The sequence below is a fragment of the Allokutzneria sp. NRRL B-24872 genome, from assembly GCF_002155965.1.
Lineage (GTDB): Bacteria > Actinomycetota > Actinomycetes > Mycobacteriales > Pseudonocardiaceae > Allokutzneria.
The window spans coordinates 13,617-28,271 of sequence record NZ_MUMH01000142.1; the positions used below are offsets into that span (position 1 = coordinate 13,617).

Consider the following 14,655-nt stretch of genomic DNA (forward strand, 5'->3'; position numbering starts at 1 on the left):
AGCGGAATTCCGGACCCTAGGCGCGACACATCCAGGATGCTCGCACAGGGGTCAGACACTGCGCGGCCGAATTGCGGGCGAGCCGTCGCGCTTCACATCGGCGCGCGCCCGCGCGGCGGTTGTTCGCGTGTCCGCGAGGTGCTGCCACCAGCTCGCGAAGGTGCTGCGGTAAGCGGTGCCGCGGGCCTCGGCGATGCGCTCCCTGCGGTAGGCGAGCTCGGCGTTGATGGCGTCCTGACCGATGTAGTGGTTCATCTTCTTCGTCCTCTTCTCCGGTGTGTGAGGACGAGACTCGCCGTAAGGCGGGGAGGGCGGCATCGGATGATCACGTAAGTTCGGCGGGGCGGAGCCCTTACTTACTCGCCGTTAACCCGGACGGCCGCCTTACCCACCCCGGGGAGGCGCGCAGTGAACTGTCGGTGCCTTGTGCCACGCTGGTGTGACCGGGGGCACTGAGCCGCTTGGGCCACGCTGAGCTGGACCGAACGGGCACCTGGCTGAAAAGGTTTGCGACCGAGCAACCAGAAGGGCCCGTGACGACGTACAAATCGCGTTACGAACTGCGGCGCGGGGCGGTGGGGCCATGAGCACGACCGAGATGAGCTTCCGGGTCCTCGGACCCCTGGAGGTCGCGGCTGGCGGGCGCGTGCTCTCCCTCGGCGGCGCCAAGCCGAGGATGCTGCTGGGCAGCCTGCTGCTCAACCCCAACCGGCTGGTGTCGACGGACGTGCTGGTCGACGTGCTGTGGCCGCACTCCCCGCCGCGCTCGGCCGTGGCGAACCTGCGCACCTACGTCAGCACGTTGCGCGCGGGCCTGCGCGGCGGCACCGACGGGCACGGGGACCGCAACGAGGACCGGATCAGGGCGCTGACCTCGGGCTACAGCCTGCACGTCGAGCCGGAGGAGCTGGACCTGCTGCGCTTCGACCAGCTGGTGGAGCAGGCGCAGCGGGACCGCTCGACAGGGCGGCCGGAGCGCGCGCTGGACCTGCTGCGGCAGGCGGGCTCGCTGTGGCGCGGGCGCCCGCTGGAGGGCCTGCCCGCGAGCCCGGGGTGGCAGTCCGCGCTGGGCAGGCTGACCGAGCGCAGGCTGGCCGCGACCGAGGAGCGGCTGGCCCTGCAGGTCGCCACCGGCGAGTACACCAACGCGATCTCCGAACTCCAGGGCCTGCTGGAGGAGCACCCGTTCCGCGAGGAGCTGTGGCGGCAGCTGATGCTGGCGCTGCACGGCAGCGGACGGCGGGCCGAAGCCCTGGACGCCTACACCGTGGTGCGGCGGCGGCTGGCCGACGAGCTCGGCGTGGAGCCCGGGCCAGAGCTGCGCCACGTGCACCGGCTGGTGCTCAGCGGGGAGCGGGCCGAGGAACCGGGCGCGGTGGAGGTCGAGCCGCAGCACGTCTGCCAGCTGCCCCCGGACACCCCGGACTTCACCGGCCGCGCGCCGCAGCTCGCCGAACTGCTGGGGACGCTGGCCGAGCCGGACCGGATGCCGATCGCGATCGTGGTCGGGGCGCCCGGCATGGGCAAGACCACGCTGGCCACGCACGCGGCGCACCGGTTGCGCTCGCGCTTCCCCGACGGCCAGCTGCACGTCGACCTCGGCGGGACCTCGCGCACGCCGCGCGATCCGGCGGCCGTGCTCGCCGAGCTGCTGCGCTCGCTCGGGGTTCCAGGTGCCGCGGTGCCGGAGGGCGCGCACGAGCGGGCCGCGCGGTTCCGGTCGCTGCTGGCCGACCGCAGGATGCTGGTGGTGCTCGACGACGCGGTGAACGCGGCGCAGGTGCGGCCGCTGCTGCCCGCGACCGCGGGCAGCGCCGTGCTGGTGACCAGCCGCTCGCGCATCGCCGAGCTGCCGGGGGCGCACCAGGTCGAGCTGGGCGTGTTCTCCCCTGCCGAGGCGGTGGCGCTGCTCGCCTCGATCGCCGGGCGGGACCGCGTGGACACCGATGACGAGGCGTGCGACCGGCTGCTGGCGGCCTGCGGGCACCTGCCGCTGGCGATCCGGATCGCCGGAGCGAAGCTCGCCGGGCGGCAGGGCTGGCCGCTGCGCGTGCTGGCGGACCGGCTGGACGACGAGTCGCGGCGGCTGAACGAGCTGCGCCTGGGCGAGCTGGGCGTGCGGGCGAGCGTGGACCTCAGCTATCGCGGCCTCGCTCCCGCCGCCGCGCGGGCGATGCGGCTGTTCGGCCTGTTGGAAGGGCCTTCGCAGCCGGGGTGGGTGGTCGGCGCGCTGCTCGGCTCGGACGACGCCCAGTACGAGGACGTGCTGGACCAGCTGGTGGACGCGAATCTGCTGCGCCTGGCCGGGGTGGACTGCTCGGGTCAGCCCCGCTACGCCATGGCCGACCTGCTGCGGGTCTACGCGCGGGAGATCGTGCGCGCCGATCCGGCAGAGGAGCGCGACGCGGCGCTGGAGCGGGTGGCCGGGGGCTGGCTGACGCTGGCCGAGCGGGCCTGCGCGCACCTGCCGACCAGCATCTTCGCCCCGGCGACCGGCGCGGCGCCCCGGTGGTGCCCCGAAGCGGCCGTGCTGCGCCTGGTGACCGCCGATCCGGTCGGCTGGCTGACGGCGGAGACGCAGGCCCTGGTCGCCGCGGTCGAACAGGGGCCGCGCGGAGCCGCGCAGGAGCTGGCCGCGTGCCTGGTGCCGTGGTTCGACCTGCGCAGCCACTTCGACGAGTGGCGGCGCACGCACGACGCCGCTCTGGTCGGCGCGACCGAGGACCGGGACCGCTGGGGCGAGGCGGTGCTGCGCCGAGGGCTCGGCCAGCTCGCGCTCTACCAGGACCGCTACCCCGAGGCGGTCGAGCAGTTCCAGCGCTCGCGCGGGCTGTTCGACTCCGTCGACGACGAGCACGGCGCGGCGATCGCGGTGTCCGGGCTGGCCGCCGTGGAACGGGTGCTCGGCAACACCGAGGACGCGCTGCGCAACTGCACCGCCGCGCTGGGGATGTTCGTCAACGCCGGGGACCGGCACGGCGAGGCCTACGCGCGCAACGTGCTCGGCGTGATCCAGCTGGCGGCGGGCAGGCACGCCGCCGCGCTGGGCGAGTTCTCCTCCGCGCTGCGGATCTCCAGGTCGCTCGCCGACCGGCACCGCGAAGCGCACGTGCTGCACGAGCTGGGCAAACTGCACTTCACCCTCGGCCGCACGTCGGCCGCGGTGGCCGAGACCGAGCGCGCGCTCGGCGTCTTCGAGGCGATCGGCGACACCCAGGGCGAGGTCTACGCGCGCCAGCAGCTCGGCGAGATGCACGCCCAGCTCGGCGACGAACCGAGGGCGGCGGCGCTGCTGCGGGCCGCGCTGGAGGGGCACCGGCGGATCGGGGACCGGCGGGGCGAGGCGAGCACCGCGCAGTCCCTCGGCGAGCTGCACCAGGCCGCCGGGCGGATCGACCCGGCCCGCACGCACATCGCGCTCGCCCGGCAGCTGTGGCGGGAGCTGGGCTCCGAGGACAAGGCGTCGGAGTTGACGGCAGCGCTGACGTCGTTGGGTTAGCCCTGGGTTGATCGGGCGACAAGCCGGGAACAAGGGGACGGCGGCACGGTTGGGCCGGTCGGACCCAACCGTCGGGCAGGCATTTACAAGTCGGCCTGTGATCACGAAAATCGCTGACAATCTCGAAGACGACGCAGTCGGAGGGTCGAGCATGGGTTGGCGCCGCGCGCTGAGGGCACTGCTGGCCGCGCTCACGATGAGCGCGGTGCTCATCACCCCCGCCTCCGCGGCCGAGCCCGACGCGGTGGCCTGCCCGGCGCCGCAGCAGGCCCTGCGCGGGATGTGGATCGCCAGCGTCGGCAACATCAACTGGCCGAGCGCCCCCGGACTGCCCGCGGAGCGCGTGCGGGCCGAGTACCGCGACCTGCTCGACGGCGCCCGGCGGGTGCGGGCCAACGCCGTGTTCGTCCAGGTCAGGCCCACCGCCGACGCGCTCTTCCCCTCGGAGTTCGAGCCGTGGTCGCACTGGCTGACCGGCGAGCAGGGCAAGGACCCCGGCTGGGACCCGCTCGCGTTCGCCGTCCGCGAGGCGCACGCGCGGAACCTGGAGTTCCACGCCTGGTTCAACCCCTACCGGATCAGCAAGAACGACGACGTCACCAAGCTCGCGCCGCACCACCCCGCGCGGCTGCACCCGGAGTGGGTCCTGCGCTACGGCGGCGCGCTCTACTACAACCCGGGCATCCCGGCGGTGCGCGAGCTCGTCGAGAAGGTGATCGTCGACGTGGTGCGCCGCTACGACATCGACGGCGTGCACTTCGACGACTACTTCTACCCTTATCCCGTTGCGGGACAACGACTTGACGACGATCAGACGTACTCGGACAACGGCGCGGGCTTCCCCGACCGGGCCGCGTGGCGGCGGGACAACGTGGACCGCCTGGTCTCCGGGCTCTCCGCGAAGATCAAGGCGACCAAGCCGTGGGTGAGCTTCGGCGTCAGCCCGTTCGCGGTGTGGCGCAACGGGAAGACCGACCCCACCGGCTCGGACACCACGGCCGGGGTGCAGACCTACGACGACCTCCACGCGGACACCAGGAAGTGGGTCAGGCAGCGCTGGATCGACTACGTGGCACCGCAGACCTACTGGCACATCGGGTTTCCCGCCGCCGACTACGCCAAGCTCGTCGACTGGTGGACCCGCGAGGTCCGGGGCACCGGCGTCGCGTTGTACCTGGGGCAGGCCGCGTACCGGATCGGGACCACGATCAGTCCACAGTGGACTGATCCGGAGGAGATGCCGCGCCAGCTCAGGCTCTCCTCCGCGATGCCGGAGGTCGCGGGCCACATCTACTTCCAGATCCACAGCGTGCTGGCCAACCCGTTGGGCTTCCGGGATCGGCTGGTCAACGACATCCACCGGCTGCCGGCACTGGTGCCACGGCGCGACACGATGCCGACATGGGGACGACCGTGGCCGCCCGCCCCCACAACCTCGCGCGTCGACGGCGGTGTTCAAGTGCGGATCAGACCACTTGGACTGCCGCCCACCTACTACGCGGTGTACCGCGCGGAGCGGCGCGGCTGCGCGACCATGGTCGACACCGTGCGCGCGGATGCCAGTGGGGGCGCGGTGTTCTTCGACCGTTCAGCTCGCCCCGGCGTCACCTATACGTACCTGGTAACCGCCGTCGACCGCGGTCACCATGAGAGTGCGGCCGGTCGATCCTGGCCCACCACCGCCTGACCCACGAGACCACCCACGAGCGACCGCGGGAGCGTGCGATGCCGACCCACTCGATCCGCTGGCTGCGGCTGGCCCTGGCCGGGCTGACCGGAACGGCGCTGCTGACCTCGATGACGGTGACGCCCGCGAGCGGCTCGCCGGAACCCGCGGCGCGGCCAGGCAACTCCTCGGTCGACTTCCACGAGTGGCGCTCGCCGTGGGCGTGGCGCGCCGGGCAGCTCGAAGGCGTCGCCGTGGTGCCCACCGGCGGCGTCGTCATCAACCGTCCACAAGGGACGTTCGACTACACCGACCCGCACACGCAGACGACGAAGACCTACGAGTACTCGCGCTGGACCTCGCCGACGTACAAGCAGAAGTTCGCCGCGACCGAGCTGGTGGCGTCGTGGAACGCCAGCACTCCCGCGGGCACCTGGCTCCAGGTCGAGATGCGCGGGCAGACCTCGGCGGGCGCGGAGACCAAGTGGTACGTGATGGGCCGCTGGGCCTCCGGTGACACCGACATCCGCCGCACCAGCGTGCCCGGCCAGGGCGACGCCACGGGCAACGTCGACGTGGACACCTTCCAGGCCAAGGCCGGCCAGCCGCTGAGCGGGTACCAGCTGCGGGTGACCCTGTACCGCTTGCCCGGCACCAAGACCAGCCCGCACGTGCGCATGGTCGGCGCGATGACCTCCGCCGTCCCGGAGCGCTTCACCGTCCCGATCAGCCCGGCGGGCGGCGCGTGGGGCGTGGAGCTGCCGGTGCCGAGGTACTCGCAGAACGTCCACCGCGGCAAGTACCCGGAGTACGGCGGCGGCGGTGAGGTCTGGTGCAGCCCGACCTCCTCCACCATGGTGCTGGAGTACTGGGGCCGCCGTCCGTCCAAAAAGGACATGGAGTGGATCGAGCCCGGCTACGTCGACCCCTCCGTCGCGCACGCGGCGCGCTACAACTGGGACCACGACTACGAGGGCGCGGGCAACTGGCCGTTCAACACCGCCTACGCCGCCAGCTACGGCCTGGACGGCCACATCACCCGGCTGTCCTCGCTGCGCGAGCTGGAGCGCTACATCCTCCAGGGCATCCCCGTGATCACCTCGCAGTCGTTCCTGGCCAGCGAGCTCGACGGCGCGGGCTACGGCACCTCCGGCCACATCATGGTGGTGGTCGGCTTCACCAAGGACGGCGACGTCATCGCCAACGACCCCGCGTCGCCGAACAACCCGGCCGTGCGCCACGTCTACAAGCGGGCGCAGTTCGAGACGATCTGGCAGCGCACCAAGCGACACCTCGCCAACGGCTCCGTCGGCGGCGGCCCCGGCGGCATCGCCTACATCGTCCGCCCGCCGCACTACCCGCTGCCCCGCTGAGTGTCAGACCCCTTTTGTAGCGTCCGGCCCCATGGACGAGAACACCCTGTGGCGGCTGGTGGAGGAAGCCTCGGCGGGCGCGGCGGACGTCGAGGAGCAGGCGAAGCGGCTGACCGAGCTGCTGACCGCGCGAGCGCCGGAGGAGGTGGTGGAGTTCGAGCGGCTCTTCGACGAGCAGCTGGCGCGGGCCAACCGGTGGGACCTGTGGGCCGCGGCGTACGTGGCGCTCGGCGGGTGCAGCGACGACGGGTTCGACTACTTCCGCTCGTGGCTGATCTCCTTGGGGCGCAAGGCGTTCGAGATCGCACTGGCCGATCCGGACGCACTGGCCGGGCTGGGCTACGACGATGAGGACTTCGGCGACGGCGAATGGCTGCTGTGCGCGGCCAACCACGCGTACGAACAGCTGACCGGACAGGAGCTGCCGCCGACGAACACCAGCCCGGCGGAGACCTCCGGCGAGCCGTTCGACGGGGACGACTGGGACGGCCTGGTGCTCCGGTTCCCCCGGCTCGCCGCCCGCTTCGACCTGAGCTGAAACGGCTAGGGCGGGGCGTTCTCCCCGCCCTAGCCTTGTGTCACAACAGAATCACTGCACTCGGGAGAGCAGCTTCTCCATCAATCCCTTGGCGACGTCGCACGCGCCGCCCTTGTCGGAGAAGCGCCCGTTGCGCACCTCGATGCCCGCCCCGCCCTTGGACAGCGGCATCACCACGGAGCAGTACGGCTCCTTGGCGGCGCCGAAGGTGGACTCGCGCTGAGAGCCCGCCTTCCCGGCGATGGTCACCGGGGTGCCGTTCTTCACCGACGCGGGGCTCAGCTCCGGACCCCAGAGCACGTCGACCATGAAGATCGTCTTGCCCTGCGGGGCGCTCGGCCCGTCGGGGTTGAACGAGATCTTCCCGCTGTTGTCGAAGGTGCACTGGAGCGTGTACGCGAACGTGGGCTCCACCTGTTGGGACTTGGGCGCGCTGGTGCCCCGCATCGCGTCGGGGAAGTCCTCCCACTTCAGCGTGGAGCACGGGTCGAACGGCGCACCCGCCTCCTTCCAGTCCTTGATCGGGAACTGGTCACCGAGCTGGATCACCGGTCGAGGTGGTTTCGGTGGCCCCGCCGGCCTGTCGGGAGTGCCTCCGCTTTCACCGCCCCCCGCGCCCTGGGCCGTGGGCGAGCCGATCACGGTGCTCGTGCACCCCGACAACACCGCCAGGCAGACCGCCACGGCGACAGCCGATCGCGTTCTCACTGCGCCCCCTTCACCACGAGTTCCGCGGCGGGCTCCGCCACGTCACACGTATTGGCGACAACGGTGATCGTCTGGACCTTGCGGCGGTTGGGTTCGGTCTCGAAACGCTCGGGCACCATCGTCGGGTCGTACTGGACATCGACCTGGCACTTCTTGTCGAAGCGCACGGCGCTCGAACCCGGCTTGCCCCCGAACGTGACCGCGCGTTCCGGCTTGTGCGCGGGGTTGTCCGCCCAGCGGAAGCTGACGCTGATCTGCTCGGGCAGCTCACGCGACTGCGGGTTGAACGGGGTCAGATCGATCGAGCAGGAGAACGGTGAGGTCGCCTTCATTCTCGGCGGCTGGCCGGGCTTGGCGAAGCGCTTGGCCAGCTCAGGCACGGTCGCGCACGGGTCCTTTGTCGGCAGCGTCAGCTCGGGCTTGGTCGCGCCCTCACCGCGCCGGGACGGAGTGATCAGGTACGGCGCTACCTTGGGCAGATACGCCTTGGCCAGATCGCACTGCGGCTTTGGCGGTGGCTTGTCCTTCATGCCGTCCCAGCTCACCGAGAGCTCGACCGGCAGCGTGCCCGCGTCGTTGGGCAGAAGGGCCCACGTGCAGCCGAGATCGCCCCCGCCCGGCAGCTCGCGGTCCTTGCGCCTGGCGAAGGTCCGCCCGTGCAGCTCCAGCGTTTCGGCGTTGTTGTCGCTGGTGACCGAGGTGATCCCGATATTGACCGAGATCATCCAGGCGTTGAGCGAGTCTCCGGTCGGCTCCACGGTCATGAAGCAGATGTCGAAGCCGTTCAGACTGATGACCCTGGGTGTGGCGCCGAAGATCTCCTTCACCGAGCCCGGGTCCAACAGCGCGCACGTGTCGATCGTGCGCTTCAAAGCGTTCTCGGGCAGCTTCGCCTTCGTGTACTCGTCGACGGCCACCTCGCCACCTGGTGACGGGGGCTGGGCGCGCAGTGGCCCGGCCCCCGTCGACAGCACCACGGTCAGGCACACCAGCCCGACCGTGGCCACCCGGTGTGTCCTCATGGGCATACCTCGCTCACTGCACCCGCGAGGCCAACGTCTCCGCTAGTTTCTTCGCCGTCTCACAGGTGTTCATCGTCGCCTTGAACCGGCCGTTGCGGAGCTGCAGGCCGGCGGAGCCGTTGCTCAGCTTGACGATCACGGTGCAGAACGGGTCCTTGATCGTCCCGCCAGCTTCGCTCTCCTTGAACGCGGCGGGCTTGCCGCCGAGCGTGACCGTAGTCCCACCGAGCCCCTCGACGGTGAACTCGGTACCCCAGACGACGGTCAGCTCGAAGATGGGACTCGATCCGGGCGCCTTGTTCTCCGTCGTCCTCGGCGGGGGCGGCGGAGCCGGGTTGTTGGGGTCCGGCGGGGTCGGCGCCTCGAAGCTGATCGACTCGTTGTTGCTGAGGCGGCAGGCGGTCTTGTACGGATCGCCCTTGCGCACCACCTGCAGCACCGGCGGCTTCTCCTTGGCGGGCTGGGCCTGCTGCGGGAAGTCCGCCCACTTCAAGGTCGTGCAGTTGTCGAAGGGCGCGCCGACGGACTTCCAGTCCGGCGGGGGAACCTGATCACCCAGCCGGATGACGGGGCGCTCCGGGCGCGGGCCACCCGGCTTCCACACCAGGATGTCGCCCGCCGCGTCAGCGCTCGCGCCACCCGAACCACCAGCGCCGCCGGCACCACCTGCGGGCTCAGCGACGCCCTTCACCTGGGAACCACAGCCCGCGAGCACGGTCATGGCGGCCAGCGCCGCCACGGTCAGCCTCGTCGTCTTCCTCATCACAGCGCCGCCTTCGTCGCGATCTTCGCGGCCTCCTCGGCCGTCTGGCAGTCGGGGGCGCCTACCTGGACCACCTGCACCCGGTCGACCTCCGGGACCTCGAGCGGGTCGTACTGCACGGTCACGATGCAGCCGATCGAGCCGGTCGGCCGCTCGTTCACCAGTGCGGGCTTGCCCTCGATCTGGGTCTTGCGCGCCGTCCCGCCACCGGCGATCCCCTCAGCGGGGTCGATGCTCCACTTGTACCCGATGGAGATCTCCGGCCTGGTCCGCTGACCGGGGACGGGCTTCGAGCTGAAGTTCAGGTTGCAGTCGTTGGCGGAGAGCCCCGTCGACACCCTCGGCTGTTCGCCGGCGCCAAGGGACTTGAACTTCTCGGCGAGCTCCTTGACCGGGGCGCACGGGTCCTTGCTCGCCAGCGGCAGCTGCGGCTCGGTCGCCTTCTCCGAGCGCAGCGGCGGGTTGGCGAAGAACGGGGCGAGCGCGGTGATGTACTCCTTGGCCAGCGCGCAGGGGTCCTTCGGCGGCGGGTCGCTCGACAGGCTGCCGCTCCAGCTGACCTGCAGCGAGAGCGCCTTCGTCTTGCTGGTCTGCATGTTGTACTCGCAGCCCGGCGAACTGGAGGAGCTCTTCTTGTCCTGGACGAACTTCCGCCCCGCCGCTTCGACGACCTCGCCAGCGGCGTCCTCGTCGAACCGGGAGTCGACGCGGGTGTAGATCCGCCAGCTCCTGCTGCCGTTGCGGTCCAGCTTGATCGTCATCAGGCAGCTGCTGAAGTCCGACGGCTCGATCAGCGCCACCACGTCGTTGAAGATCTTCGCCGCCGAGGTCGGGTCGTGCAGCGCGCACGGGTCCCACGTCCGGTAGATGGCCGCTTCCGCCAAGGACTTGACGACGTCGGGGGTCGCTTGGGCCGAACCGAAGTCCATCGTCGGCGCCGAGGCGGCCGGGGCGCCCCCGCCCTGCGCGGGGGACTTGTCCGACGGCGGGGCCGCCGCGGGCTCACCGCTGCACCCGGTCGCCAGCAGCGCGAGCGCGAGCGCACCCACCACGGCGCGCCGACCGCGCCGGGACCTTCGTTGGAACACGGAGGAATTCACCAGACCCCCACAGGTCTTCGTTGATCCACAGTGGACAGAGGGGCTCAACACCGTTGTCGACACGGCGGACCGGCCCGCGCGAGCACTCCCTCACGGGCTGCCGCCGGCTGCACTGTAGCCCAACGCAAGCCCCCGAAAGCGCGAAACCCCACAGGGCGGACCCTGTGGGGTTTCGTACCGTGAAACAGCTTGCCAGCAGCGAAAAATGCGCTATACGCGCAGTGTCGCCCCGGTGCGCTCGGCGGCGAGGGCGAGCGCGGCGGCGCGCGCGGTGCCCGCCTCCTCAGCGGTGAGGGTGCGGTCCGGCGCGCGGAAACGCAACGAGAAAGCCAAAGATCGCTTGCCCTCGCCGACCTGCTCCCCGGTGTAGACGTCGAAAAGCCTTGCGTCCTCGAGCAAATCACCGCCGCCCGCCACGATCGCGGCCGTCACGTCGGCGACCGGGACGGCCGCGTCGGCGACGAGCGCGATGTCCAGCAGCACCGGCGGGTACGGCGAGACCACGGGCGAGGGCCGCTCGTCGGTCAGCGGCAGCGCGTCGAGATCCAGCTCCACCGCGCACGCCCGCGCGGGCAGCCCGAGCGCCTCCACCACCTTCGGGTGAAGTTCTCCAGCGTGTCCCACCACCGTGTCGCCGACGCGCAGTTCCGCGCAGCGACCCGGGTGCCACGGCGCCAGCTCACCGGCGGCCACGATCAGCTCGACCCCGGCCGCGCGGGCGACCGTGCGCGCAGCCTCGACCGCGTCCGACCAGTTCGCCGCACGGCCCTTGCCCCACCAGCCCGCGCGCTCGCGCTGACCGGTGAACACCGCGGCCACGTGCAGCGGCTGCTTGGGCAGCGCGGCCAGCAGTGTGGCCAGCTCGGCGTCGGTCGGCCTGCGGTCGACCGGCAGCTCCGGCGCGGGCACCTGGCTCTCGTCCGGCAGCACGACCTGGCCGACCTGGTAGAGCGCCAGATCGCGCATGCCGCGCGAGACGTTGCGCCGCACCGCGTCGAACAGTCCCGGCAGCAGCGTGCCCGCCAGCTCGGGGCGGTCGGCTTCCAGCGGGTTGAGCAGCCGGACCGCCCTGCGGCGCGGGTCATCCTCGGCGAGGCCGAAGGCGTCCCAGGTCTTCGGGTCCACGAACGGCATCGGCAGCACCTCGACGTGCCCGGTCGCGGCCAGCGCGCGGGAGACGGTGCGCCTGCGCCGCTGCGCCGCGGTCAGCCCCCGCCCGGCGGGCGCGGGCGGCAGCACGGAGGGGATGGTGTGGTAGCCCTCCAGCCGCAGCACCTCCTCCACCAGGTCGGCGGGCAGGTTGAGGTCGCTGCGCCAGGTCGGCGGGTCCGCGACCACCACGGCGGTGCCGTCGTCGGAGCTGCCGACCTCGATGCGGCAGCCGATCTGGCTCAGCCGCCGCGCGGTCACGCCCCTGCCGTAGTTCACCCCGGCCACCCGGTCCGGCAGCGCCAGCGGGATGGCGATCGCGGCGGGCAGCAGCGGGCGGCCCACGTCGGTGCGGCCGCGCTCGATGCGGGCGTCGCCGTAGCGGGACAGCAGCTGCGCGGCCAGCTCCAGCGCCGCGGGCGGCAGCGCCGGGTCGACCAGGCGCTCGAAGCGGCGGGAGGCCTCGCTGGGCAGCTTGTGCCGCCGCGCGACCCGCGCGATCGTCGCGGGTTCCCAGTTGGCCGCCTCCAGCAGCACGTCGGTGGTGGCGTCGGTGATCTCGGTGGAGGCACCGCCCATCACGCCGGCGAGCGAGATCGGCCCGGAGTCGTCGCAGATGACCAGGTCGTCGGCGTCCAGCTCGCGCGCCGAACCGTCCAAAGTGGACAGCTTCTCGCCCGCGTTCGCCCTGCGCACCACCAGATTCCCCGTGAGGGTGGTGGTGTCGAAGGCGTGCAGCGGGTGGCCGGTCTCCAGCATCACGTAGTTGGTGACGTCCACCGCGAGCGAGATCGGCCGGATGCCCGCCAGCATCAGCCTGCGCCGCATCCACCACGGCGTCGGCGAGGTCGGGTCGAGCCCGGTGACGCGGCGCAGCACGAAGCGGCGGCAGCCCTCCAGGTCCTCGACGTGCACCGGGTAGACCGCGTCCTCGGCGTCGGCGACCTCGATCATCGCCGGGTCGCGGTAGTCCGCGTCGAAGGCGCACGCCAGCTCGCGGGCGAGACCGCGCGCGGAGAGGCAGTAACCGCGGTCCGGGGTGACGGCCAGCTCGATGACGGTGTCGTCGAGGCCGAGCAGTTCCCTGGCGTCATCGCCCGGCTGGGCGGTGCCCGCGGGCAGCACCAGGATGCCGGAGTGGTCCTCGCCGAGGCCGAGCTCGGCGACCGAGCAGATCATGCCCTGGCTCATCCGGCCGTAGGTCTTGCGCTCGGAGATGGCGAACCCGCCCGGCAGCACGCTTCCCGGCAGCGCGGCGATGATCGTGTCGCCCTCGCGGAAGTTCCGCGCGCCGCAGATGATCATCTGCGGGACCGGGGTCTCGCCGTCGTCCTCGCGGTTGCCGACGTCGACCTTGCAGTAGCGGATCGGCTTCTTGAACTCGGTGAGCTCCTCGATCTCCATCACCAGGCCCGCCACGAGCGGGCCGGTGACCTCGGCCAGCGGCTGGACGTCCTCGACCTCCAGGCCGACCCGGACGAAGGCCTCGGCGATCTGCTCGGGCGTGGTCCCCTCGGGCAGGGCGACGTGATCGGCCAGCCAGGACACTGGGATACGCACGGGCTTACGCCTCCGTTCCGAAGGGCAGGGTGAACCGGACGTCACCCTCGACCATGTAGCGCATGTCGGAGATTCCGTTGCGGAACTGCAGGGTCCGGTCCACGCCCATGCCGAAGGCGAAGCCGGAGTAGACCTCGGGGTCGACCCCGCTGGCCCGCAGCACGTTGGGGTGGACCATGCCGCAGCCGCCCCACTCCACCCAGCCCGCTCCGCCCTTCTTCTCCGGGAACCAGACGTCGACCTCGGCGCCGGGCTCGACGAAGGGGAAGAAGGCCGGGCGCAGCCGGGTGCGCGAGTTCTCGCCGAACATCGCGCGGGCGAAGGCGTCCAGGGTGCCCTTGAGGTGGGCCATGGTGATGCCCTTGTCCACCGCGAGGCCCTCGATCTGGTTGAAGGCCGGGAGGTGGGTCGCGTCGGGCTCGTCGGAGCGGTAGGTCCGCCCCGGCGCCACGACGTAGACCGGCAGCTCGCGGGTGAGCAGCGCGCGGATCTGCACCGGCGAGGTGTGCGTGCGCAGCACCAGCCCGGAATCGGCGGGCGCCACGTGGAAGGTGTCCTGCATGGTGCGCGCCGGGTGGTCCTTGAGGAAGTTCAGCGCGTCGAAGTTCAGCCACTCGGACTCGACCTCGGGCCCGTCGGCGACCTCGTAGCCCATCGCGACGAACACGTCGGCCACGTACTCCGACAGCGTGCTGACCGGGTGCCGCGCGCCGGGCTGGACCCGGTCCCACGGCAGCGTGACGTCCACGGCCTCCTCGCGGAGCACGTGCTCGTCCCGCTCGGCCCGCAGCGCGGCCAGCCGCTCGTCGTAGGCGGACTGCACGGCGACCCTGGTCTCGTTGACCCGCTTGCCCGCCTCCGAGCGCGCCTGGGGCGGCAGCGCGCCGATCTCGCGGCGCGCGGTCATCAGCGGCGACCGCTCACCCAGGTGCGCGGGCTTGGCAGCGGCCAGCGCGTCCAGGTCGGTCGCGGCGGCGAAGTCCTTCGCGGCCTGCTCGACGGCGGCGGTCAGGGTCGCCGGTGACAGCGCGGCGACTTCCTTGGGGTCGTAGGGGTCGTTGGCTCCGGACATGGGTGAAGGACGCTCCTGATGGGTCCGCGCGGCCAGTTGACGTGCTGCTACCCGTCACGACGGGCAACAGGCCGATCCTAGGCGACCCTCACCCGGCCCTCACACGCAGCCGCACACACCACCCCCGGCCGCCCCACCCGTTTCGTACTCCTAGCGGGATCTGGGAGCGCTCTTTTTCCCGCTAGGAGTACGAAACGGGTTCTTT

General features: G+C 71.6%; 11 protein-coding genes. 4 read left to right on the plus strand and 7 right to left on the minus strand.

Annotated elements, in window-relative coordinates; translation table 11 throughout:
- Positions 1-51 precede the first annotated feature (51 nt).
- Entirely contained in the window at positions 52-255 is a 204-nt protein-coding gene (locus tag CCN37_RS31185) for a hypothetical protein (protein ID WP_086827765.1), read from the minus strand.
- 328 nt (positions 256-583) lie between these two features.
- On the opposite strand from CCN37_RS31185, the gene CCN37_RS31190 reads away from it, so the two are divergent.
- The 4 genes from CCN37_RS31190 (at position 584) to CCN37_RS31205 (ending at position 7,076) form a co-directional block, all read left to right on the plus strand.
- Positions 584-3,499, plus strand: coding sequence for a BTAD domain-containing putative transcriptional regulator (locus CCN37_RS31190; RefSeq protein ID WP_086827768.1), 2,916 nt, complete (start codon positions 584-586; stop codon positions 3,497-3,499).
- Positions 3,500-3,650: 151 nt separating this feature from the next.
- On the plus strand, positions 3,651-5,186 hold the full coding sequence (locus CCN37_RS31195; RefSeq protein ID WP_086827770.1) for a glycoside hydrolase family 10 protein: 1,536 nt from the start codon (positions 3,651-3,653) through the stop codon (positions 5,184-5,186).
- A gap of 38 nt (positions 5,187-5,224) precedes the next feature.
- Positions 5,225-6,538 carry a C39 family peptidase gene (locus tag CCN37_RS31200; RefSeq protein WP_086827772.1) on the plus strand — a complete coding sequence of 438 codons (1,314 nt, stop codon included), beginning with the start codon at positions 5,225-5,227 and terminating at the stop codon, positions 6,536-6,538.
- 31 nt (positions 6,539-6,569) lie between these two features.
- A complete protein-coding gene (locus CCN37_RS31205; RefSeq protein WP_086827774.1) occupies positions 6,570-7,076 on the plus strand; it encodes a DUF4240 domain-containing protein in 507 nt (168 codons plus the stop codon).
- Between the two features lie 51 nt (positions 7,077-7,127).
- Here the strand turns inward: CCN37_RS31205 and CCN37_RS31210 are convergent, their stop codons facing one another.
- The 6 genes from CCN37_RS31210 to pheS all read right to left on the minus strand — a co-directional run bounded on the left by CCN37_RS31210 (position 7,128) and on the right by pheS (position 14,450).
- Positions 7,128-7,784 carry a DUF3558 family protein gene (locus tag CCN37_RS31210; RefSeq protein WP_086827776.1) on the minus strand — a complete coding sequence of 219 codons (657 nt, stop codon included), beginning with the start codon at positions 7,782-7,784 and terminating at the stop codon, positions 7,128-7,130.
- Positions 7,781-8,806, minus strand: coding sequence for a hypothetical protein (locus tag CCN37_RS31215; protein WP_143261888.1), 1,026 nt, complete (start codon positions 8,804-8,806; stop codon positions 7,781-7,783). The genes CCN37_RS31210 and CCN37_RS31215 overlap by 4 nt, the downstream gene beginning before the upstream one ends.
- 13 nt (positions 8,807-8,819) lie before the next feature.
- On the minus strand, positions 8,820-9,569 hold the full coding sequence (locus tag CCN37_RS31220; protein WP_086827780.1) for a hypothetical protein: 750 nt from the start codon (positions 9,567-9,569) through the stop codon (positions 8,820-8,822).
- The gene (locus CCN37_RS31225) at positions 9,569-10,657 is read right to left on the minus strand and encodes a hypothetical protein (protein WP_143261889.1); all 1,089 of its coding nucleotides are present in this window, start codon (positions 10,655-10,657) and stop codon (positions 9,569-9,571) included. Before CCN37_RS31225 ends, CCN37_RS31220 begins: the two co-directional genes overlap by 1 nt.
- Positions 10,658-10,879: 222 nt before the next feature.
- Positions 10,880-13,378 carry a phenylalanine--tRNA ligase subunit beta gene (pheT, locus tag CCN37_RS31230; protein WP_086827784.1) on the minus strand — a complete coding sequence of 833 codons (2,499 nt, stop codon included), beginning with the start codon at positions 13,376-13,378 and terminating at the stop codon, positions 10,880-10,882.
- A 4-nt stretch (positions 13,379-13,382) separates the two neighbouring features.
- Entirely contained in the window at positions 13,383-14,450 is a 1,068-nt protein-coding gene (pheS, locus tag CCN37_RS31235) for a phenylalanine--tRNA ligase subunit alpha (protein ID WP_086827786.1), read from the minus strand.
- Between the last annotated feature and the right edge of the window lie 205 nt (positions 14,451-14,655).